This window comes from Streptomyces sp. Ag109_G2-15 (assembly GCF_900215565.1).
Lineage (GTDB): Bacteria > Actinomycetota > Actinomycetes > Streptomycetales > Streptomycetaceae > Streptomyces > Streptomyces diastatochromogenes.
In genome coordinates this window covers 495,796-514,949 of record NZ_OCNI01000001.1, presented here as the reverse complement: position 1 = coordinate 514,949, position 19,154 = coordinate 495,796, and the positions used below count along the sequence as shown (strand labels likewise).

At 72.1% G+C, this 19,154-nt stretch carries 16 protein-coding genes; 11 read left to right on the top strand and 5 right to left on the bottom strand.

Annotation, left to right across the window (positions count from 1 at the left end; translation table 11 throughout):
• Positions 1-38 precede the first annotated feature (38 nt).
• Positions 39-1,505, top strand: a complete 1,467-nt coding sequence (locus tag CRP49_RS02135; protein WP_097251906.1) for a 3' terminal RNA ribose 2'-O-methyltransferase Hen1 — start codon at positions 39-41, stop codon at positions 1,503-1,505.
• Positions 1,502-4,042 (top strand): polynucleotide kinase-phosphatase, encoded by a 2,541-nt coding sequence (locus tag CRP49_RS02130; RefSeq protein ID WP_097251905.1) that lies wholly within the window; start codon positions 1,502-1,504, stop codon positions 4,040-4,042. Before CRP49_RS02135 ends, CRP49_RS02130 begins: the two co-directional genes overlap by 4 nt.
• Position 4,043: 1 nt before the next feature.
• On the opposite strand, the gene CRP49_RS02125 is transcribed toward CRP49_RS02130, so the two are convergent.
• Positions 4,044-4,934 carry an NAD(+)/NADH kinase gene (locus CRP49_RS02125; protein ID WP_097251904.1) on the bottom strand — a complete coding sequence of 297 codons (891 nt, stop codon included), beginning with the start codon at positions 4,932-4,934 and terminating at the stop codon, positions 4,044-4,046.
• Positions 4,931-6,076: an SPFH domain-containing protein gene (locus CRP49_RS02120; protein WP_097251903.1), complete on the bottom strand. Its 1,146-nt coding sequence runs from the start codon at positions 6,074-6,076 to the stop codon at positions 4,931-4,933. The genes CRP49_RS02125 and CRP49_RS02120 overlap by 4 nt, the downstream gene beginning before the upstream one ends.
• 130 nt (positions 6,077-6,206) lie before the next feature.
• On the opposite strand from CRP49_RS02120, the gene CRP49_RS02115 reads away from it, so the two are divergent.
• From CRP49_RS02115 to CRP49_RS02105, 3 genes are all read left to right on the top strand, one after another.
• Positions 6,207-7,430: an arginine deiminase gene (locus CRP49_RS02115; RefSeq protein WP_097251902.1), complete on the top strand. Its 1,224-nt coding sequence runs from the start codon at positions 6,207-6,209 to the stop codon at positions 7,428-7,430.
• 99 nt (positions 7,431-7,529) lie between these two features.
• The gene (argF, locus tag CRP49_RS02110) at positions 7,530-8,558 is read left to right on the top strand and encodes an ornithine carbamoyltransferase (protein WP_094216319.1); all 1,029 of its coding nucleotides are present in this window, start codon (positions 7,530-7,532) and stop codon (positions 8,556-8,558) included.
• Positions 8,559-8,670: 112 nt separating this feature from the next.
• On the top strand, positions 8,671-10,116 hold the full coding sequence (locus tag CRP49_RS02105; protein WP_097251901.1) for an amino acid permease: 1,446 nt from the start codon (positions 8,671-8,673) through the stop codon (positions 10,114-10,116).
• Here CRP49_RS02105 and CRP49_RS02100 read toward each other — a convergent pair.
• Entirely contained in the window at positions 10,076-10,528 is a 453-nt protein-coding gene (locus CRP49_RS02100; RefSeq protein ID WP_097251900.1) for an ATP-binding protein, read from the bottom strand. The genes CRP49_RS02105 and CRP49_RS02100 overlap by 41 nt on opposite strands.
• Positions 10,529-10,821: 293 nt before the next feature.
• Here CRP49_RS02100 and CRP49_RS02095 point away from each other — a divergent pair, with 293 nt between their 5' ends.
• The 4 genes from CRP49_RS02095 to CRP49_RS02080 all read left to right on the top strand — a co-directional run bounded on the left by CRP49_RS02095 (position 10,822) and on the right by CRP49_RS02080 (position 15,065).
• Entirely contained in the window at positions 10,822-11,649 is an 828-nt protein-coding gene (locus tag CRP49_RS02095) for an enoyl-CoA hydratase family protein (protein WP_097251899.1), read from the top strand.
• A gap of 2 nt (positions 11,650-11,651) precedes the next feature.
• Positions 11,652-14,033: a bifunctional salicylyl-CoA 5-hydroxylase/oxidoreductase gene (locus tag CRP49_RS02090; protein ID WP_097251898.1), complete on the top strand. Its 2,382-nt coding sequence runs from the start codon at positions 11,652-11,654 to the stop codon at positions 14,031-14,033.
• 49 nt (positions 14,034-14,082) lie between these two features.
• Positions 14,083-14,586: a hypothetical protein gene (locus CRP49_RS02085; protein ID WP_097251897.1), complete on the top strand. Its 504-nt coding sequence runs from the start codon at positions 14,083-14,085 to the stop codon at positions 14,584-14,586.
• 143 nt (positions 14,587-14,729) lie between these two features.
• Entirely contained in the window at positions 14,730-15,065 is a 336-nt protein-coding gene (locus CRP49_RS02080) for a hypothetical protein (RefSeq protein ID WP_097251896.1), read from the top strand.
• 12 nt (positions 15,066-15,077) lie between these two features.
• Here the strand turns inward: CRP49_RS02080 and CRP49_RS02075 are convergent, their stop codons facing one another.
• Together CRP49_RS02075 and CRP49_RS02070 are read right to left on the bottom strand one after the other, a co-directional pair.
• Positions 15,078-15,893 (bottom strand): PaaX family transcriptional regulator C-terminal domain-containing protein, encoded by an 816-nt coding sequence (locus CRP49_RS02075; RefSeq protein WP_097251895.1) that lies wholly within the window; start codon positions 15,891-15,893, stop codon positions 15,078-15,080.
• 15 nt (positions 15,894-15,908) lie between these two features.
• The gene (locus CRP49_RS02070; RefSeq protein ID WP_097251894.1) at positions 15,909-17,501 is read right to left on the bottom strand and encodes an AMP-binding protein; all 1,593 of its coding nucleotides are present in this window, start codon (positions 17,499-17,501) and stop codon (positions 15,909-15,911) included.
• Between the two features lie 117 nt (positions 17,502-17,618).
• Here CRP49_RS02070 and CRP49_RS02065 point away from each other — a divergent pair, with 117 nt between their 5' ends.
• Both CRP49_RS02065 and CRP49_RS02060 read left to right on the top strand, forming a co-directional pair.
• Entirely contained in the window at positions 17,619-18,755 is a 1,137-nt protein-coding gene (locus CRP49_RS02065) for an acyl-CoA dehydrogenase family protein (protein WP_097251893.1), read from the top strand.
• The gene (locus CRP49_RS02060) at positions 18,752-19,150 is read left to right on the top strand and encodes a RidA family protein (RefSeq protein WP_097251892.1); all 399 of its coding nucleotides are present in this window, start codon (positions 18,752-18,754) and stop codon (positions 19,148-19,150) included. Before CRP49_RS02065 ends, CRP49_RS02060 begins: the two co-directional genes overlap by 4 nt.
• The last annotated feature ends 4 nt before the right edge of the window (positions 19,151-19,154 follow it).

Genomic DNA, 19,154 nt, shown 5'->3' with positions numbered 1-19,154 from the left:
ATGGTCGGAAAGGTGCCGTACACGAGAGACTCGGACACGTGTTCCTGACGATCTCCACGAGCGGCACTGCCGCCCTCCCGGCCACCGACCTCGGGTTCCTGCTGCACAAGCACCCCGACAAGGCGCAGAAGTTCTCGACCTCCTACGGCACCGCGCACGTCTTCTACCCGGAGGCGGACGCCGAGCGCTGCACGGCCGCGCTGTTGCTCGAGGTCGATACGGTCGCGCTGGTCCGGCGGGGCAAGGGCAAGGGCCGTGGCGGAGCACCCGACGCGGCACTCGCCCAGTACGTCAACGACCGCCCCTACGCGGCCTCCTCGCTGCTCGCGGTCGCACTGAGCGGCGTGTTCTCCAGCGCCCTGCGGGGCGTGTGCAACGCCCGCCCGGAGCGGGCCGCCGCGCCCCTGCCGCTGCGCATCGAGGTGCCCGCGCTGCCCGCCCGCGGCGGCCCGGATCTCGTACGACAGCTCTTCGAACCGCTCGGCTGGGCGGTGACCGCCGACCCGGTCGCCCTCGACACCGAGTTCCCGGAGTGGGGCGACTCGCGGTACGTCCGCCTCGTCCTGGAATCGGAGAAGCTGACCCTCGCCGAGGCACTGCGCCACCTGTACGTGCTGCTCCCCGTCCTCGACGACGCCAAGCACTACTGGGTCTCCTCCGACGAGGTCGACAAGCTGCTGCGGGCCGGGGACGGCTGGCTGCCCGGGCACCCGGAGCAGAAGCTGATCACCAGCCGCTACCTCTCCCGTCGCTGGTCCCTGACCCGGCAGGCGATGGAGCGGCTGGAGCTGGTGCGCCTGGCCGAGGCCGACGACAGCGAGGTCGAGTCGATCGACAACGCGGTCGAGGAGGAGTCGGAGGCCGAGGAGAAGCCGACCCCGCTCGCCGTGCAGCGGCGCGAGGCGATCCTCGCCGCCCTGCGCGCGTCCGGTGCCGCCCGGGTGCTCGACCTGGGCTGCGGGCAGGGCCAGTTGGTGCAGGAACTGCTCAAGGACGTGCGGTTCAGCGAGGTCGTCGGGGTCGACGTGTCCGTCCGGGCGCTCACCATCGCCTCGCGGCGGCTGAAGCTCGACCGCATGGGGGAGCGGCAGGCGGCCCGCGTCAAGCTCTTCCAGGGCTCGCTCGCCTACACCGACAACCGGCTCAAGGGCTACGACGCCGCCGTGCTCAGCGAGGTGATCGAGCACCTCGACCTGCCCCGGCTGCCCGCCCTGGAGTACGCGGTGTTCGGACACGCGCGCCCGCGCACGGTCCTGGTGACCACCCCGAACGTCGAGTACAACGTCCGCTGGGAGACCCTGCCCGCCGGACACGTCCGGCACGGCGACCACCGCTTCGAGTGGACCCGGGAGGAGTTCCGCACCTGGTCGGCGACGATCGCCGAACGGTACGGCTACGAGGTCGAGTTCGCTCCCGTCGGCCCGGACGACCCCGAGGTGGGTCCGCCCACCCAGATGGCCCTGTTCCACCGCAACGACACCGAGAAGGAGGCGAAGGCAGCATGACCGAGAACCGTACGGGACGGGTCCTCCCCGTCACCGACCTCTCCCTCGTCGTCCTCGTCGGCGCCTCCGGCTCCGGCAAGTCCACGTTCGCCCGCCGGCACTTCAAGCCGACCGAGGTGATCTCCTCCGACTTCTGCCGCGGTCTGGTCTCCGACGACGAGAACGACCAGAGCGCGACCCGGGACGCCTTCGACGTCCTGCACTACATCGCCGGCAAGCGGCTGGCCGCCGGCCGCCGCACCGTCGTCGACGCCACCAGCGTGCAGCAGGACAGCCGGCGCCAGCTCATCGAGCTGGCCAAGAAGCACGACGTGCTGCCCATCGCCATCGTGCTGGACGTGCCCGAGGAGGTGTGCGCGGAACGCAACGCGGCCCGCACCGACCGCGCCGACATGCCCCGCCGGGTCATCCAGCGGCACATCCGCGAACTCCGCCGCTCCCTCAGGCACCTGGAGCGCGAGGGCTTCCGCAAGGTGCACGTCCTGCGCGGAGTCGAGGAGGTCGACAGCGCCACCGTCGTCACCGAGAAGCGCTTCAACGACCTGACCCACCTCACCGGCCCCTTCGACATCATCGGCGACATCCACGGCTGCGCCTCCGAACTGGAGTCGCTGCTGGCCAAGTTGGGCTACACCGACGGCGTGCACCCGGACGGCCGGACCGCCGTGTTCGTCGGCGACCTGGTGGACCGCGGCCCGGACAGCCCGGGCGTGCTGCGCCGGGTGATGTCCATGGTCGGGTCGGGCAACGCGCTGTGCGTGCCCGGCAACCACGAGAACAAGTACGGCCGTTACCTCAAGGGCCGCAAGGTCCAGCACACCCACGGGCTCGCCGAGACCATCGCGCAGATGGAGGGCGAGAGCGAGGAGTTCAGGGCGGAGGTGCGCCGCTTCCTGGAGGGGCTGGTCAGCCACTACGTCCTCGACGGCGGCAAGCTGGTCGTCTGCCACGCCGGTCTCCCCGAGAAGTACCACGGCCGCACCTCCGGCCGGGTGCGCTCGCACGCCCTGTACGGCGACACCACCGGCGAGACCGACGAGTTCGGGCTGCCCGTGCGCTACCCGTGGGCGGAGGACTACCGGGGCCGCGCGGCGGTGGTGTACGGCCACACCCCGGTCCCGGAGGCCGGCTGGCTCAACAACACCATCTGCCTGGACACCGGCGCGGTCTTCGGCGGCAAGCTGACCGCGCTGCGCTGGCCGGAGCGCGAGCTGGTCGACGTACCGGCCGAGCGGGTCTGGTACGAGCCGGCCAAGCCGCTGCGCGGCGAGGCACCCGGCGGGCACGACGGGCGGCCGCTGGGCCTGGCGGACGTGCACGGCCGCAGGGCCGTGGAGACCCGGCACGCGGGCCGGGTCGCGGTCCGCGAGGAGAACGCGGCGGCGGCCCTGGAGGTCATGAGCCGCTTCGCCGTCGACCCGCGCCTGCTGCCGTACCTGCCGCCGACGATGGCACCGACGGCCACCTCGCAGGAGGAGGGCTACCTGGAGCACCCGGTGGAGGCCTTCGCGCAGTACGCGGCGGACGGGGTCGCGCGGGTCGTGTGCGAGGAGAAGCACATGGGCTCGCGGGCGGTGGCCCTGGTGTGCCGGGACTCGGACGCGGCGCGCGAGCGGTTCGGTGTGGACGGGCCCACGGGGTCGCTGTACACCCGTACCGGGCGGCCGTTCTTCGACGACGAGAAGGTGACCGAGGAGATCCTCGGCCGCCTGCGCTCGGCGGTCGGGGCCGCGGGCCTGTGGGAGGAGCTGGACACTGACTGGCTGCTGCTGGACGCCGAGTTGATGCCGTGGTCGCTGAAGGCCTCGGGGCTGCTGCGCAGCCAGTACGCGGCCGTGGGCGCCGCCTCCGGTGCGGTGTTCCCGGGCGCGCTGGCCGCACTGGAGGCCGCAGCGGCCCGTGGCACCGACGTGGGCGGGCTGCTGGACCGGCAGCGTGACCGCGCCGCCGACGCGGCCGCGTTCACCGACGCCTACCGCCGTTACTGCTGGACGACCGACGGCCTGGACGGGGTCCGCCTGGCCCCCTTCCAGATCCTGGCCGCCCGCGGTCGCAGCCTGGCCGCGCTGCCGCACGACGAGCAGCTGGCCCTGATCGACCGGCTGGTGGAGCACGACGGCACCGGACTGCTGCAGACCACCCGGCGTCTGTACGTCGACACGGGCGACCCCGAGTCGGTCCGCGCCGGCGTCGACTGGTGGCTGGAGATGACCGGCCGGGGCGGCGAGGGCATGGTCGTCAAGCCGGTGGGCGCGGTGGTCCGCAGCCCGGAGGGCCGGCTGGTGCAGCCCGGCATCAAGTGCCGGGGCCGCGAGTACCTGCGGATCATCTACGGTCCCGAGTACACCCGGCCGGACAACCTCGCCAAGCTGCGGCAGCGGTTCCTGAACCACAAGCGGTCGCTGGCGATCCGCGAGTACGCCCTGGGCCTGGAGGCCCTGGACCGGCTCGCGGACGGGGAGCCGCTGTGGCGGGTGCACGAGGCGGTGTTCGGGGTGCTGGCCCTGGAGTCCGAGCCGGTCGACCCCCGTCTGTGAGCTAGCCCGCCAGCCGCAGCCGCTGCCCGCACACCCCCACCCGGACCGTCTGTCCCCAGGTGAGCTGGAGTGCGTCGCTCTCGATGCCGTCGCCGAAGGCGATGAGCCGGTCGGACTCCACGGTGACCGTGAGGGACGCCGAGGCCGCGAGTTCGCCCGCCACCAGGGTGGTACCGGTGGCGGGTGACGGCCAGGCCTCCCGGACGAACCACACCAGCCGGTCCTCGGTGGGGGAGGGCAGCGGGAGCCGGCTGTCCCGCTCCTGCCACACCGAGCGCAGCCAGCCGGTCGCGCCGGTGCCGGTCCCGACCAGCACCCCGGAGGAGGCCTGGGCCTCGACGGCACCCCCGTCGTCGTCGAGGCCCAGGCGGTAGCGGGCGGTCTGGTGGCCCGGTGTGCCGAGGTAGATCTCGTTGAGCGCCACCAGCCGCTGGGTGTCGTCGGCGACGGCCTCGACCATGGTGAGTTCGTCCACCGTGGCCGGTGCCGCCGCCAGCAGCTTCGCCGCGTCCTGCGGGCGGTGCCGTACCAGCACCCCGGGGTTGCGGCCCGGGTCGGTGTCGATGCCGATCACCGGCTGGCCCGCCAGGTACTTGGCGACGTTGGCGACCAGTCCGTCCTGGCCGACCACCACGACCACGTCCTCCGGCGCGAACAGGAAGCGGTCCAGGTCGGCCCGTTCCACCTGCGCCTGACGCCAGGTCAGGGGGACGGCCGCGGTCACCTCGGCCAGGGCGCCGCGGGCCCGCCGGTGGCGCTCGGCGACCTCCTCGATGTCCCGGCCCCGGGAGGCGAGGAAGAAGGCGGCCTGGCCGTGCGTGCCGTGCCGGGCCACCAACTCCTCGTACTCCGTGGTGCGATGGACCAGGACGGCACGCGGCGCGAGGCTCACTCCGCGGTCCCCGGGGAGAGCCTGGCGAGCAGTCCGGTGAGCACGTCCGGCGAGACGGTGACGCTGTCGATCCGCGGCAGGTTCTCGGCCAGTCGGGTCGCGGTGAGCGCCTGCAGGGTCGTCGTCCCGTCGATCCCGGCCTCCGCGTGCACCCGCAGCCAGGCCGCCTGGGCCTGCGCCCGCGCCTCGCCGACCTCACGGGCGCCCTCGGCCTCCGCACGGGCGACCCGCTCGGCCCGCGCGGCCTCCGCCTCGGCGAGCTTCGTCGTCCGGGCAGCCTCGGCCTCCGCCAGCGTGACCGACCGCGCCGCCTCGGCCTCGGCGAGCTTGACCGACCGCGTGGCCTCCGCCTCGGCGAGCTTCACCGACCGCGCCGCCTCCGCCTGGGCGCGTACCGCGTCCGCGGCCGCCTGCTCCTCGGCCTCGCGGCGCGCGTTGGTGCCCCGCTGCTCGACCAACTGCTCTTCCCGGCGGGCGAGTTCGATCCGGCTGGCCAGTTCGTTCTCGGCGATGGTCCGCTCCCGCTCGACCGCGACGGCCCGCCGCTCGTAGGTCGCCCGGTCGGCCTCCTGCTGGATCTGTTCCCGGGCCGGAGTGCGCAGCGCCCGCTCCACCTCCGGTTCCGGCCGCAGCGCCATCACGCGTACGGCCACCACCTCGATGCCGGTGGCCGGCAGCCGCGGTTCCGCGCCGAGCCCGGCCGCGACCCGCTCGCGCACCGCCGCGACCCCGTCCACCAGCGCCGCCGAGAGCGGCGTACGGGCGAGGACGTCCAGCGCGTGCTGCTGGGCCGTCTCGGTGAGCAGTGTGCCCAGCTGTTCCAGCGGGGTGCCGCGCCAGGCGCCGGTGTCGGGGTCGATCGAGAAGTCCAGGCGGGCGGCGGCGACGCCCGGGTCGGCGATCCGGTAGGTGACCGTCGCCTGCACCGCCACGTCCTGGAAGTCGGAGGTGCGGGCGTGGAAGGTCATCGCCAGTTCCCGGTCGTCCACCGGCACCTCGGACAGGGCGGCGGACAGCGGGCGGAACCAGAAGCTGAGCCCGGGACCGTCGTGGACCAGGGTGCCGGAGCGGTGGTGCCGTATGTGCGCCGTGGGCGCGCCGCGCAGATGGCGCCAGCCCAGGCGCCGGGTGATGTCGGCCATGAGTCCCCCTCGCTTTTCGTCATGGCGACGATAACCGTGCGGCCGATTCTCGTCAAGGGGACGAAAACAGGAAGGGGCGGAAACGGCCAAGAAGGGCGTGAAGGCGAGCATGAATGGCCAGGATGGTGGCATGGCATACCACGTCGACTCCGAGGCCGGTCGGCTGCGCCGCGTGATCCTGCACCGGCCCGACCTGGAGCTCAAAAGGCTCACCCCCAGCAACAAGGACGCCCTGCTGTTCGACGACGTGCTCTGGGTGCGCCGGGCGCGCGCCGAGCACGACGGGTTCGCCGACGTCCTGCGCGACCGCGGGGTCGCCGTGCACCTCTTCGGCGACCTGCTCGCGGAGGTGCTGGAGTTCCCGGCGGCGCGGGCGCTCGTCCTGGACCGGGTCTTCCACGAGAAGGAGTACGGCCCGCTGGCCACCGACCACCTCCGGGCCGCCTTCGAGTCCCTGCCCGTGCGCGAGCTGACCGAGGCCCTCGTCGGCGGGATGACCAAGCGGGAGTTCCTGGAGGCGCACGAGGAGCCGACCTCCGTGCGGTTCCATGTCATGGACCTCGACGACTTCCTGCTCAGGCCCCTGCCCAACCACCTCTTCACCCGTGACACCTCCGCCTGGATCTACGACGGCGTCTCCATCAACGCCATGCGCTGGCCGGCGCGGCAGCGCGAGACCGTGCACTTCGAGGCGATCTACCGGCACCACCCGCTCTTCCGCGACGAGATGTTCCACATCTGGTCCGAGGGGCAGGCCGACTACCCGTCCACCATCGAGGGCGGCGACGTCCTGGTCATCGGCAACGGCGCGGTCCTCATCGGCATGAGCGAGCGCACCACCCCGCAGGCCGTCGAGATGCTCGCGCACAAGCTGTTCGCCGCGGGGTCCGCGCAGGCGATCGTCGCGCTCGACATGCCCAAGAAGCGCGCCCTGATGCACCTCGACACCGTGATGACCATGGTCGACGGCGATGTCTTCACCCAGTACGCGGGCCTCGGCATGCTCCGCTCGTACACGATCGAGCCGGGCGCCGCCGACAAGGAGCTGAAGGTCACCGACCACCCGCCGGAGCACATGCACCGCGCGATCGCCGCCGCTCTCGGGCTCAGCGAGATCCGCGTCCTGACCGCCACCCAGGACGTCCACGCGGCCGAGCGCGAGCAGTGGGACGACGGCTGCAACGTGCTCGCCGTCGAGCCCGGTGTCGTCGTCGCCTACGAGCGCAACGTCACCACCAACACCCATCTGCGCAAGCAGGGCATCGAAGTGATCGAGATCCCGGGCAGCGAGCTGGGGCGGGGCAGGGGCGGCCCGCGCTGTATGAGCTGTCCCGTCGAGCGTGAGGCGGTGTGACCGAGCGGACTGTGTCGGCCCGCATACCGGACTGTATATAAATGCTGACCGTCGTATAGAATTCCAAGGTCCGTCCACCCGTACCCCTGGAGCGCCCCCATGGCGACAGTTCCGACCGCCCTCGCCGGCCGCCACTTCCTCAAGGAGCTTGACTTCACCGAGGAGGAGTTCCGCGGTCTGGTCGAGCTGGCCGCCGAGCTGAAGGCCGCCAAGAAGGCCGGGGCCGAGACGCAGTACCTGCGCGGCAAGAACATCGCACTGATCTTCGAGAAGACCTCGACGCGCACCCGCTGCGCGTTCGAGGTCGCCGCCGCCGACCAGGGCGCCCACACCACCTACCTCGACCCGTCCGGCTCGCAGATCGGGCACAAGGAGTCCGTGAAGGACACCGCCCGCGTCCTCGGCCGGATGTTCGACGGCATCGAGTACCGCGGGCACGGCCAGGGCGTGATCGAGGAGCTGGCCACCTACGCCGGAGTCCCCGTCTACAACGGCCTCACCGACGAGTGGCACCCCACCCAGATGCTCGCCGACGTGCTCACCATGACCGAGCACAGTGACAAGCCGCTGGCCGAGATCGCCTTCGCCTACCTCGGCGACGCCCGGTACAACATGGGCAACTCCTACCTGGTCACCGGCGCCCTGCTCGGCATGGACGTCCGGATCGTCGCGCCCAAGCTGCTGTGGCCGGACGAGACGATCATCGAGGTGGCCCGGCAGCTGGCCACCGCCTCCGGCGCCCGGATCACCCTCACCGACGACGTGAAGGACGGCGTACGCGGCGCCGACTTCATCGCCACCGACGTCTGGGTCTCCATGGGTGAGCCCAAGGAGGTCTGGGACGAGCGCATCGCCCTGCTCGGCCCGTACGCCGTCACCATGGACGTGCTGCGCGCCACCGGCAACGACCAGGTGAAGTTCCTGCACTGCCTGCCGGCCTTCCACGACCTCGGCACCGCTGTCGGCCGGGAGATCCACGAGCGGCACGGACTGACCGAGCTGGAGGTCACCGACGAGGTGTTCGAGTCCGAGCACTCCGTCGTCTTCGACGAGGCCGAGAACCGGATGCACACGATCAAGGCGGTTCTCGTGGCCACCCTGGCGGGCGCGTCACACAGCCTTGCCTGACCCACCTCACCAGGCCTTATCCTGACCGGCGGCCCGGCTCCACCCCTGCCACGGCCGCCGCAGCGATCGACCAGTGATCGCGCCCGCACCACCAGAAACGAGCACCACCCGCATGCCCGCTCCCCGCATCAAGTCCCCCGGCGCGCTCATAGCCGAATCCGGCGCCGACCGCGAAGGCCACGGCCTCAAGCGCACGATGGGTCTCTTCCAGCTGATCTGCTTCGGCGTCGGCGCCATCGTCGGTACCGGCATCTTCGTCGGCCTCTCCGACTCCGTCGCCCAGGCCGGCCCCGCCGTGGTCGTCTCCTTCGTCCTCGCCGCGATCACCTGCGTCTTCACCGCCCTCTCCTTCGCCGAGCTGGGCGGCGCGATCCCGGTCTCCGGCTCCTCGTACTCCTTCGCCTACGCGGGTCTCGGCGAGTCCACCGCCTTCCTGGTCGGCTGGTGCCTGCTGCTGGAGTACGGCATCTCCATCTCGGCGGTCGCGGTCGGCTGGAGCCAGTACGTCAACGAACTCCTCCACAGCCTGACCGGCTGGCAGCTGCCCGCCGCCCTGTCGGCCGGTCCGGGCGACGGCGGCATCGTGAACCTCCCCGCCGTGATCGTCATCGCGATGGCGTCCCTGCTGCTGGTGCGCGGGGTGCGCGAGAGCGCCCGGGCCACCGCCGCCATGGCGGCCGTGAAGCTCGTCATCCTCCTGGCCTTCTGCGCCATCGGCTACAGCGCCTTCAAGGACGGCAACCTCACCCCGTTCTCCCCGGCCGGCCTCGGCGGCATCGGCGCGGGCACCACCGCCGCGTTCTTCTCCTACATCGGATTCGACGCGATCACCACGGCCGGTGAGGAAGCGAAGAACCCGCGCCGGGACATCCCGATCGCGATCCTGGTCTGCATGGGCCTGGTCACCCTCCTCTACTGCGCGGTGGCGGTCGCCGCGATCGGTGCCATCGGCGGCGACCAGGTCGCCGGCCGTCCCGCTGCCCTCTCCTACGTCGTCAACGAGGTCACCGGCTCCACCGTCGGCGGCGGGGTCATCGCCTTCGGCGCGGTCGTCGCCATCGCCTCCGTCGTCCTCGCGGTGATGTACGGCCAGACCCGCATCCTGATGTCGATGTCCCGGGACGGCCTGATCCCGCGCGTCTTCGAGAAGGTGTCGCCGCGGACCTCCACCCCGGTGGCCGGAACGGTCATCGTCGCGGTCGTCTTCGCGGTCCCGGCGGCCTTCGCCTCCCTGGACGCGGTGATGAACCTGTGCACCATCGGCACGCTCGCCATCATGGCCGTGGTCAACATCGCGGTGATCGCCCTGCGCCGCCGTGAGCCGGGCCTCGACCGCAGCTTCCGGGTGCCGCTCTACCCCGTCGGCCCGCTGCTCGGCGTGGCCTTCTGCCTGTACCTGATGTACGAGACCGGCTGGCAGACCTGGCTCCAGTTCGCGGTGTTCCTCGCGGTGGGCCTGCTCGTCTACGTCGCCTACGGCCGCCGGCACTCCACGCTGGCCCAGCCGGCCCGCGAGGTCACGCCGGACGCCGCTGACCAGGAATTGCAGGCAGTCTGAACCACACCGCCTTGCCCGACGGGGTCGGGCGGTGACCGCAGGACGAGCTGAGAGCGCGGATCAGCAGCAGACCGCGCCCTCCCTCCTGCCAGGGGTCGGGCTCCTCGATCACCGGACGGGTGAGATGGCCCGGCGGCGCCGGGTCCGGGTCGTGCACCTCGACCTGGCAGCCGCTCGGCAGCAGCTCGACCACCAGCTCTATCGGGCCACGCCCGTCGGTGTGCTCCACCGCGTTGGCGACCAGCTCGGCCGTCAGCAGCTCGGCGGTGTCGGGATCGGCCGCGTGCTCCACCTCGGCGAGGGCCGTTCGGACCAGGGCACGCGCCACGGGCACCGCCGCTGCGGTGTGCGGCAGCGCGATGCGCCAAGAGGCCGGTTCGGCGGGGCGTTGGTACAAGGCGAGTCCGTTCATGGAGCAGGCTGTCCTGCTTTCAACCTCAGAAATGGTACGGGCCCGGCCACAGGGACCGTCGTCGGGCACCGCTCGGGACCTTCGGCCCCGGTACCGGGCGGCTTACCCGGCTGAACGCCCCGCCTCGCCCGGCTGTGCCCACTGTTACGACGCTGTGGACGATCAGTGACGCGCGTGACGGGACCCGGCCATCCAGAGGCGTGCTGTCGTGCCCTCGTGACGACAGTCACAAATACGTGTTAACTTCGTGGGGAGCGCTGCGTGAGGCACCACCCCCTAGGAGGCCGCACGTCATGAGTCCCTTCACCGGCTCCGCCGCCCGCACCTCCGACTGGGAGCACGTGCGGGTCCAGCTCGCCGACGGGGTGGCCACCGTCACCCTCGCCCGCCCCGACAAACTCAACGCCCTCACCTTCGGCGCCTACGCCGACCTGCGCGATCTGCTCGCCGAGCTGAGCCGGGAGCGGTCGGTCCGCGCCCTCGTGCTCGCCGGTGAGGGGCGCGGCTTCTGCTCCGGCGGCGACGTGGACGAGATCATCGGCGCCACCCTGTCCATGGACACCGCCCAGCTGCTCGACTTCAACCGGATGACCGGGCAGGTGGTACGGGCGATCCGCGAATGCCCGTTCCCGGTGATCGCCGCCGTACACGGCGTGGCGGCCGGCGCGGGCGCGGTCCTGGCCCTGGCGTCCGACTTCCGGGTCGCGGACCCCTCGGCGCGCTTCTCCTTCCTCTTCACCCGCGTCGGCCTCTCCGGCGGCGACATGGGCGCGGCGTACCTGCTGCCCCGGGTCGTCGGCCTGGGCCACGCGACCCGCCTCCTGATGCTGGGCGAGCCCGTTCGCGCCCCCGAGGCCGAGCGCATCGGCCTGATCAGCGAACTGACGGAGGAGGGCCGCGCGGACGAGGCGGCTTCGGTGCTGGCCCGCCGCTTGGCCGACGGCCCGGCCTTGGCGTACGCCCAGACGAAGGCCCTGCTCACAGCCGAGCTGGACATGCCCTTGGCGGCATCGGTGGAACTGGACGCCTCGACCCAGGCCCTCCTGATGAACGGCGAGGATTACGCCGAGTTCCACGCGGCATTCACGGAGAAGCGCCCGCCGAAATGGCAGGGGCGGTAACCATGGCAGCCGACGTGAGGAACGAAGGGGCGCGGGGCCCTGCTGATTTGCGGCTCCGCCGCGGGGCGCGACCAGCCACAACGCACCCGCACTCGCCAGACGAAACCAGCCACCCCCTACGCGTGGCGATCATCGGCGGAGGCCCCGGCGGCCTGTACGCGGCAGCGCTCCTGAAACGACTCGACCCCACCCGCGAAATCACCGTCTGGGAACGCAACGCCCCCGACGAAACCTTCGGCTTCGGAGTAGTCCTCTCCGACGAAACCCTGGGCGGCATCGAACACGCCGACCTCGTGGTCTACGAGGCCCTGCAGAAGGACTTCACCCGCTGGGACGACATCGACATCGTCCACCGAGGCACCCGCCAAACCTCCGGAGGACACGGTTTCGCGGCCCTCGGCAGGAAACGGCTCCTGGAGATCCTGCACACGCGCTGCCGCGACCTGGGCGTGGACATCCGCTTCCGCGTCGAGGCGCCGGACCCGGGCCGGCTCGCGGAGTCGTACGACCTCGTCATCGCCGCCGACGGAGTCCACAGCACCACCCGCGAGACCTACGCCCACGTGTTCCACCCCCGTGTGGCCACCCACCGCTGCCGCTACATCTGGCTCGCCGCCGACTTCGCCTTCGACGCCTTCCGCTTCGAGATCGCCGAGACCGAGCACGGCGTGATGCAGCTGCACGGCTATCCGTATGCCGCCGATGCCTCCACCGTGATCGTCGAGATGCGGGAGGAGGTGTGGCGAGCGGCCGGGTTCGAGGAACTGGACGAGGCCGAGTCCATCGAGCGCTGCGCCAAGATCTTCGCCGACGCGCTCGGCAGCAGGCCGCTGCGCTCCAACAAGTCCACCTGGACCACCTTCCGTACGGTGGTCAACGACCGCTGGTCCCACGGCAACGTCGTCCTCCTCGGGGACGCGGCCCACACCGCCCACTTCTCCATCGGCTCCGGCACCAAGCTCGCCGTGGAGGACGCGCTGGCCCTGGCGGCCTGCCTGGAGGAACAGCCCGACGTGCCACAGGCGCTCGCGGCGTACGAGGAGGAGCGCAAACCCGTCGTCGCCTCCACCCAGCGGGCCGCCCGGGCGAGCCTGGAGTGGTTCGAGAACCTGCGGCTCCACCTCGACCAGCCGCCCCGCCAGTTCGCCTTCAACCTCCTCACCCGCAGCCGCCGCGTCACCCACGACAACCTGCGGCTGCGCGACGCCCGCTTCACCGAGGCCGTCGAGGGCGAGTTCGGCTGCCCGCCCGGCACACCCCCGATGTTCACCCCGTTCCGGCTGCGCGGCCTGACCCTGCGCAACCGGGTCGTCGTGTCCCCGATGGACATGTACTCGGCCGTGGACGGCGTCCCGGGCGACTTCCACCTCGTCCACCTCGGCGCCCGTGCCCTCGGCGGGGCGGGTCTGGTGATGACCGAGATGGTGTGCGTGAGCGAGGAGGGCCGGATCACCCCCGGCTGCACCGGCCTCTACACCGGCCGCCAGGCGGACGCCTGGAAGCGGATCACCGACTTCGTGCACACCCAGGCACCGGGTACGGCGATCGGTGTGCAGCTCGGGCACTCCGGCCGCAAGGGCTCGACGAAGCTGATGTGGGAGGGCATGGACGAGCCGCTCCCCGACGGCAACTGGCCGCTGGTGGCCGCCTCCCCGCTGCCGTACAAGCCGGGCGGCCAGACCCCGCGCCAGCTCTCCAGGGCCCAACTCACCGACATCCGCGAGCAGTTCTCGGCGGCCGCCTGGCGGGCCGCCCGGGCCGGCTTCGACCTGCTGGAACTGCACTGCGCGCACGGCTACCTGCTCTCCGGCTTCCTCTCCCCGCTCACCAACCAGCGCACCGACGCCTACGGCGGCTCGCTGGAGAAGCGGCTGAGGTTCCCGCTGGAGGTGCTCGACGCCGTACGCGGGGTGTGGCCGGACGAGAAACCCCTGACCGTGCGCATATCGGCCACCGACTGGGCCGAGGGCGGCACCACCGCCGAGGACGCGGTCGAGATCGCCCGGGCCTTCGCCGCGCACGGCGCCGACGCGATCGACGTGTCGACGGGACAGGTGGTGTCCGAGGAGCGGCCGGAGTTCGGGCGGTCGTACCAGACGCCGTTCGCCGACCGCATCCGGCACGAGGCCGGCGTCCCGGTGATCGCGGTCGGCGCGATCTCCTCCTGGGACGACGTCAACTCCCTGATCCTGGCCGGGCGTACGGACCTGTGCGCCCTGGCCCGCCCACACCTGTACGACCCGCACTGGACCCTGCACGCGGCCGCCGAGCAGGGCTACGAGGGCCCCGGCATCACCTGGCCCGCGCCCTACCGGGCGGGCAGCCGCCGCCCGCAGACCGGCCGCACGGACGCCCCGAAACCCCGCCTGACGCTCGGCAGCTGAGGCTCGTCTGCTGTACTCGCGTGCGACACGGCGAGACGACGGAGAGACCATGAGCACGCTGTACGACTACTTCTGGGCGGCCGACCGGGCCACGGCGGTCGACTGGGCGGTCGGCCCGGACGGGGACTGGCGGAACGGAGGGTCGCTGGACGAGGCGTGCGCGGACCGGCTGGAGGTCAAGGGCCTGGACCCGAACGTCGTGCTGGGCAAGCTGGTCTCCTTCGCCGCCGGCATACCGTTCGGCAGCGTCGTGGACCCCGAACTGGTCTGGCCCGACCCGGTGGAGTGGCCGTACGGCCGGCAGGCGCCACCCGGCACGGCGTCCCCCTGGGACAGCGGCCTCATCCTCCAGGAGCTTCCCGAGAGCTGGCGGGACGCCCTCGCCGGGGTCGTGGAGGATGCCGTGCCCATGCTCGCCCTCCAGTGGTGGGACATCGAGGAGACCCGCTTCGCCGACTACCTGCACGCCGAGGACAGCGTCCGCACGTTCGTCGGTATGGCCCGCCGGGCCAGGGCGGCCGGTGCGCGGCTGTACTGCTCCTGCTACGTGTGACCAGCCGCGCGGCTCGGACAGCCTGCCCCCCGCTTGGTCACACCCCTTCCACGTGATTCGCACGGTTCCTGAACCGACCTGTTATCGGCGGCTGCCTAGGTTCTTTCGAGCCATTCGGAAGACCCACAGGGATCGAGACTCAGATGACTGACACCAGGCCGCTGCCCGAGCCCCCCGGATACGGCTACGACCCCTCTCCGCACCCGGGCACCCAGCGTGCCGCCCTGGTCATCCACACGATCGCCGACGTCGCGGCGGCGTTCCTGGGGCTGTGGATCGCGCTGTACCTGCTGGAGGCCAACCACGCGAACGTCTTCGTCGGGTTCGTGGAAGGTGTGGCGGACACCTTGGCCTGGTGGTCGCAGGACATCTTCACGATGGACACGGAGAACCTTCGGGTGCTCCTCAACTACGGTCTGCCCGCGGTGATCTACCTCGCGGTCGGGCACGGCGTCGCGATGCGGCTGCGCCGCTTCTGAGCCACCGGCCGCTCACACCACTCCTACGAACCCCGCCCCCGCGTCCCGCAGCCGCTCGTGCAGCCCACGGAACACCTGGGCCGAGCGGACGCCCGGCCAGTTGGTGGGGAGGAGGTGGGCGGGGAGGCCGGGGTCGGTGTAGGGGAGGTGGCGCCAGGAGTCGAGGGCGAGGAGGTAGTCGCGGTAGGCCTCCTCGGGCGGGGTGTCCGTGCGGTGTTCCCAGGCGCGCAGGACGGGTGCGTGGGCGTCCAGGAAGCGCTCGTGTTCCTTGGCGATCGCCGCGAGGTCCCACCAGCGGGTGACGGCCTCGGGGGTGGCGGCGAAGCCGAGGTGCTCGCCGCGGAAGAGGTCCACGTAGGGGTCGAGGCGGAGCCGGCGCAGGGTGTGCCGCGTCTCCTCGTAGAGGCGGGCCGGGGCGATCCACACCCCGGGGGCCGCCGTGCCGAAGCCCAGGCCGGCCAGCCGGGAGCGCAGTACGTGCCGTTTCTGCCGCTCCGACTCGGGGACGGAGAAGACCGCCAGGACCCAGCCCTCGTCCTCGGGCGGTGCCGTCGCGTAGATACGGCGGTCGCCGTCGTCCAGCAGCTGGCGGGCCTCGGGGGAGAGTTCGTACCCGGCGGCGCCGGTCTCGGTGCGGGCCGGCAGCAGCAGGCCGCGGCGTTTGAGCCGGGACACCGAGGAGCGTACGGAGGGGGCGTCCACCCCGACCGCGGCCAGGAGCCGGATCAGCTCGGCGACGGGCACCGGGCCGGGCATGAAGCGGCCGTACGCGCCGTAGAGCGTGACGATGAGGGACCTGGGGGCGTGCTGCTCGGACACGTTGATCATTTTAAGTCGTCGGCATCACTGCTGGTCGCCTCCGGTACGCAGCCGGAACCGCTGCAGCTTGCCGGTGGCCGTGCGGGGCAGTGAGTCGAGGAAGACGAAATCGCGCGGGCATTTGTAGGGCGCCAGTTCGGACCTGAGGAAGGTGCGCAGGGGTTCCGGGTCGTGCGGTGCCCCGTCCCGCAGGACCGTGTAGGCGACCACCACCTGGCCGCGCGCCTCGTCGGGGCGGCCGACGACCGCCGTCTCGACCACGTCCGGGTGGCGCAGCAGCGCGTCCTCCACCTCCGGTCCGGCGATGTTGTAGCCGGCGGAGATGATCATGTCGTCGGCGCGGGCCACATAGCGGAAGTAGCCGTCGCTCTCGCGGACGTAGGTGTCGCCGGTGATGTTCCAGCCGCCGCGCACGTACTCCCGCTGCCGCGGGTCCGAGAGGTAGCGGCAGCCGACCGGGCCGCGGACCGCGAGCAGGCCCGGCTCGCCGTCGGGCACCGGGTCGCCGTCGGCGTCCTGGACGCGCGCCTGCCAGCCCGGCACCGGGACGCCCGTCGTGCCGGGTCTGATCCGCTCGTCGGCGGCGGAGATGAAGATGTGCAGCAGCTCGGTGGCGCCGATGCCGTTGATGAGGCGCAGCCCGGTGCGCTCCTGCCAGGCCCGCCAGGTGGCCGCGGGCAGGTTCTCGCCGGCCGACACACAGCGCCGCAGGGACGAGGTGTCGTACCCGGCCAGGTGGTCGAGCATCGCCCGGTAGGCGGTCGGCGCGGTGAACAGGACCGAGACCCGGTGCTCGGCGATGGCGGGCAGCAGCTGGCGGGGACCGGCCTGTTCGAGCAGGAGGGAACTGGCGCCGGCGCGCAGCGGGAAGACCACCAGGCCGCCGAGGCCGAAGGTGAAGCCGAGCGGGGGACTGCCGGCGAAGACATCGTCCTCATGGGGGCGCAGCACATGTCGGGAGAAGGTGTCGGCTATGGCCAGCACATCCCGGTGGAAGTGCATGCACCCTTTCGGGCGACCCGTGGTGCCCGAGGTGAACGCGATCAGGGCCACGTCGTCGGAGGCGGTGTCGACCGCCGGGTAGGGGGTGCCGGGCGCGGGCAGGTGCAGCAGGTCGTCGGGCGCGTCACCGCCGTACGTGGTGATGCGCAGGCCCGGGATCTGGGCCTTCGCCAGGTCGTCCACGGCCCGGATGTCGCACAGCGCGTGCCCGACCCGGGCGATCTCGCATACCGTGGCCAGCTCGTGCGGGCGCTGCTGGGCCAGCACGGTGACCGCGACCGCGCCCGCCTTCAGCACGGCCAGCCAGCAGGCGGCCAGCCACGGCGTGGTGGGGCCGCGCAGCAGGACGCGGTTGCCGGGTACGACGCCCAGCTCGCCGGTGAGGACGTGCGCGATGCGGTCGACGCGGGCGCGCAGGTCGCCGTAGGTCCAGCTGGGGCCGGCCGGGGTGTGGAAGGCCGGGCGGGCGGGGTCGGTGCCGCCGAGCAGCTCGACGGCGCAGTTCAGCCGTTCGGGGTAGCTCAGCTCTGGCAGCTCGAAACACAGCTCGGGCCACTCGTCCGGCGGCGGAAGGTGGTCGCGCGCGAAGGTGTCGACGTGGGCCGAGAGATGCATGGCGCCCCCTTGCCGGGTTGGCTCGTGGTGGCCTAGCACAAGGAGCGTATCGTGTTGGTGACGACAGTCAATGGAGCGCGATACGGTCGGGTGACAGCACGGGAGAGGGGACCGGCGATGCCTGCATTCTCACTCGGACCGGAACAAGTCGCCTGGTGTGCCGAGCTGCGCACCCTGGCCGCGGAACGGCTGCGCCCGCTCGCCGAGAAGGCCGAGCCGGGGCGGGTCGACCGGCCGCTGGTCGCGGAACTCGGGCGGCTGGGGCTGCTGTCCCGGCTGTTCGCCTCCGGCGCCCTCGACCTCTGCCTGATGCGGGAGTCCCTGGCCTACGCCTGCACGGAGGCCGAGACCGCCCTCGCCCTGCAGGGCCTGGGCGCCCACCCCGTCCACGCCCACGGCACCCCGGCCCAGCGGGAGCGCTGGCTGCCCCGCGTGACCGACGGCACCGCGGTGGCCGCGTTCGCGCTCAGCGAGCCGGGGGCGGGGTCGGACGCGGCGGCGCTCGCTCTGGCGGCCGAGCCGGACGGCGGTTCCGGCTGGCGGCTCACCGGGCGCAAGTGCTGGATCTCCAACGCCCCCGAGGCCGACTTCTACACGGTCTTCGCGCGGACCACCCCCGACGCCGGCGCCCGCGGCGTGACCGCCTTCCTCGTCCCCGCCGACCGGCCCGGCCTCACCGGCTCCGCCCTGGAGATGCTCTCCCCGCACCCCATCGGCAGTCTCGACTTCGACGCCGTACCCGTGACCCAGGACGACGTGCTCGGGGAGGCCGACCGCGGTTTCCGGGTCGCGATGGGCACGCTCAACCTCTTCCGGCCGAGCGTCGGCGCCTTCGCCGTCGGCATGGCCCAGGCCGCGCTCGACGCGACGCTCGCCCACACCGCCCGGCGGGACGCCTTCGGCGGCAAGCTGATGGACCTTCAGTCCGTCGCCCACCAGGTCGCCGAGATGGCCCTGCGCACGGAGGCGGCCCGGCTGATGGTGTACGCGGCGGCGACGGCGTACGACGCGAGCGCCCCGGACGTGCCCAAGCGGGCCGCGATGGCGAAGCTGCTGGCCACCGAAGCCGCGCAGTACGTCGTCGACGCGGCCGTCCAGCTGCACGGAGCGCGGGCGCTGGAGCGGGGCCATCTGCTCGAACACCTCTACCGCGAGGTGCGCGCCCCGCGGATCTACGAGGGCGCGAGCGAGGTCCAACGGGGCATCATCGCCAAGGAGTTGTACGCCACCGCCACCCGGGAGGACCGACCGTGACGACCGAGCGCATCAACCCGCCCGAGCTGTCCCCGCCCACGGGCTTCTCGCACGCCGTCGTCGCCGCCGGCTCCCGCGTGGTGTTCCTGGCCGGCCAGACCGCCCTCGACGCCGACGGCAAGGTCAACGGCGCCACGCTCCCCGAGCAGTTCGAGAAGGCGCTCACCAACCTCCTCGCCGCACTCGGCGCGGCCGGCGGCACCCCGGCCGACCTCGCCCGCGTCACCGTCTACGCCACCGACGTCGCCGCCTACCGCACCCATGCCCGCCAACTAGGCGGAATCTGGCGGCAGTTGGCAGGATGGGACTATCCGGCGATGGCGGTCGTGGAGGTCGTACGACTGTGGGACGAACAGGCGCTGGTGGAGCTGGACGGGTTCGCGGTGCTGCCGTAGCCCG

Bases quoted from the DNA above. Each gene is read 5' to 3' on its own strand.
- argF (WP_094216319.1), top strand. From the start codon at position 7,530: ATGGCGACAGTTCCGACCGCCCTCGCCGGCCGCCACTTCCTCAAGGAG.
- CRP49_RS02100 (WP_097251900.1), bottom strand. From the start codon at position 10,528: ATGAACGGACTCGCCTTGTACCAACGCCCCGCCGAACCGGCCTCTTGG.
- CRP49_RS02090 (WP_097251898.1), top strand. From the start codon at position 11,652: ATGGCAGCCGACGTGAGGAACGAAGGGGCGCGGGGCCCTGCTGATTTG.
- CRP49_RS02130 (WP_097251905.1), top strand. From the start codon at position 1,502: ATGACCGAGAACCGTACGGGACGGGTCCTCCCCGTCACCGACCTCTCC.
- CRP49_RS02085 (WP_097251897.1), top strand. From the start codon at position 14,083: ATGAGCACGCTGTACGACTACTTCTGGGCGGCCGACCGGGCCACGGCG.
- CRP49_RS02065 (WP_097251893.1), top strand. From the start codon at position 17,619: ATGCCTGCATTCTCACTCGGACCGGAACAAGTCGCCTGGTGTGCCGAG.
- CRP49_RS02070 (WP_097251894.1), bottom strand. From the start codon at position 17,501: ATGCATCTCTCGGCCCACGTCGACACCTTCGCGCGCGACCACCTTCCG.
- CRP49_RS02080 (WP_097251896.1), top strand. From the start codon at position 14,730: ATGACTGACACCAGGCCGCTGCCCGAGCCCCCCGGATACGGCTACGAC.
- CRP49_RS02075 (WP_097251895.1), bottom strand. From the start codon at position 15,893: ATGATCAACGTGTCCGAGCAGCACGCCCCCAGGTCCCTCATCGTCACG.
- CRP49_RS02120 (WP_097251903.1), bottom strand. From the start codon at position 6,076: ATGGCCGACATCACCCGGCGCCTGGGCTGGCGCCATCTGCGCGGCGCG.
- CRP49_RS02105 (WP_097251901.1), top strand. From the start codon at position 8,671: ATGCCCGCTCCCCGCATCAAGTCCCCCGGCGCGCTCATAGCCGAATCC.
- CRP49_RS02095 (WP_097251899.1), top strand. From the start codon at position 10,822: ATGAGTCCCTTCACCGGCTCCGCCGCCCGCACCTCCGACTGGGAGCAC.
- CRP49_RS02115 (WP_097251902.1), top strand. From the start codon at position 6,207: ATGGCATACCACGTCGACTCCGAGGCCGGTCGGCTGCGCCGCGTGATC.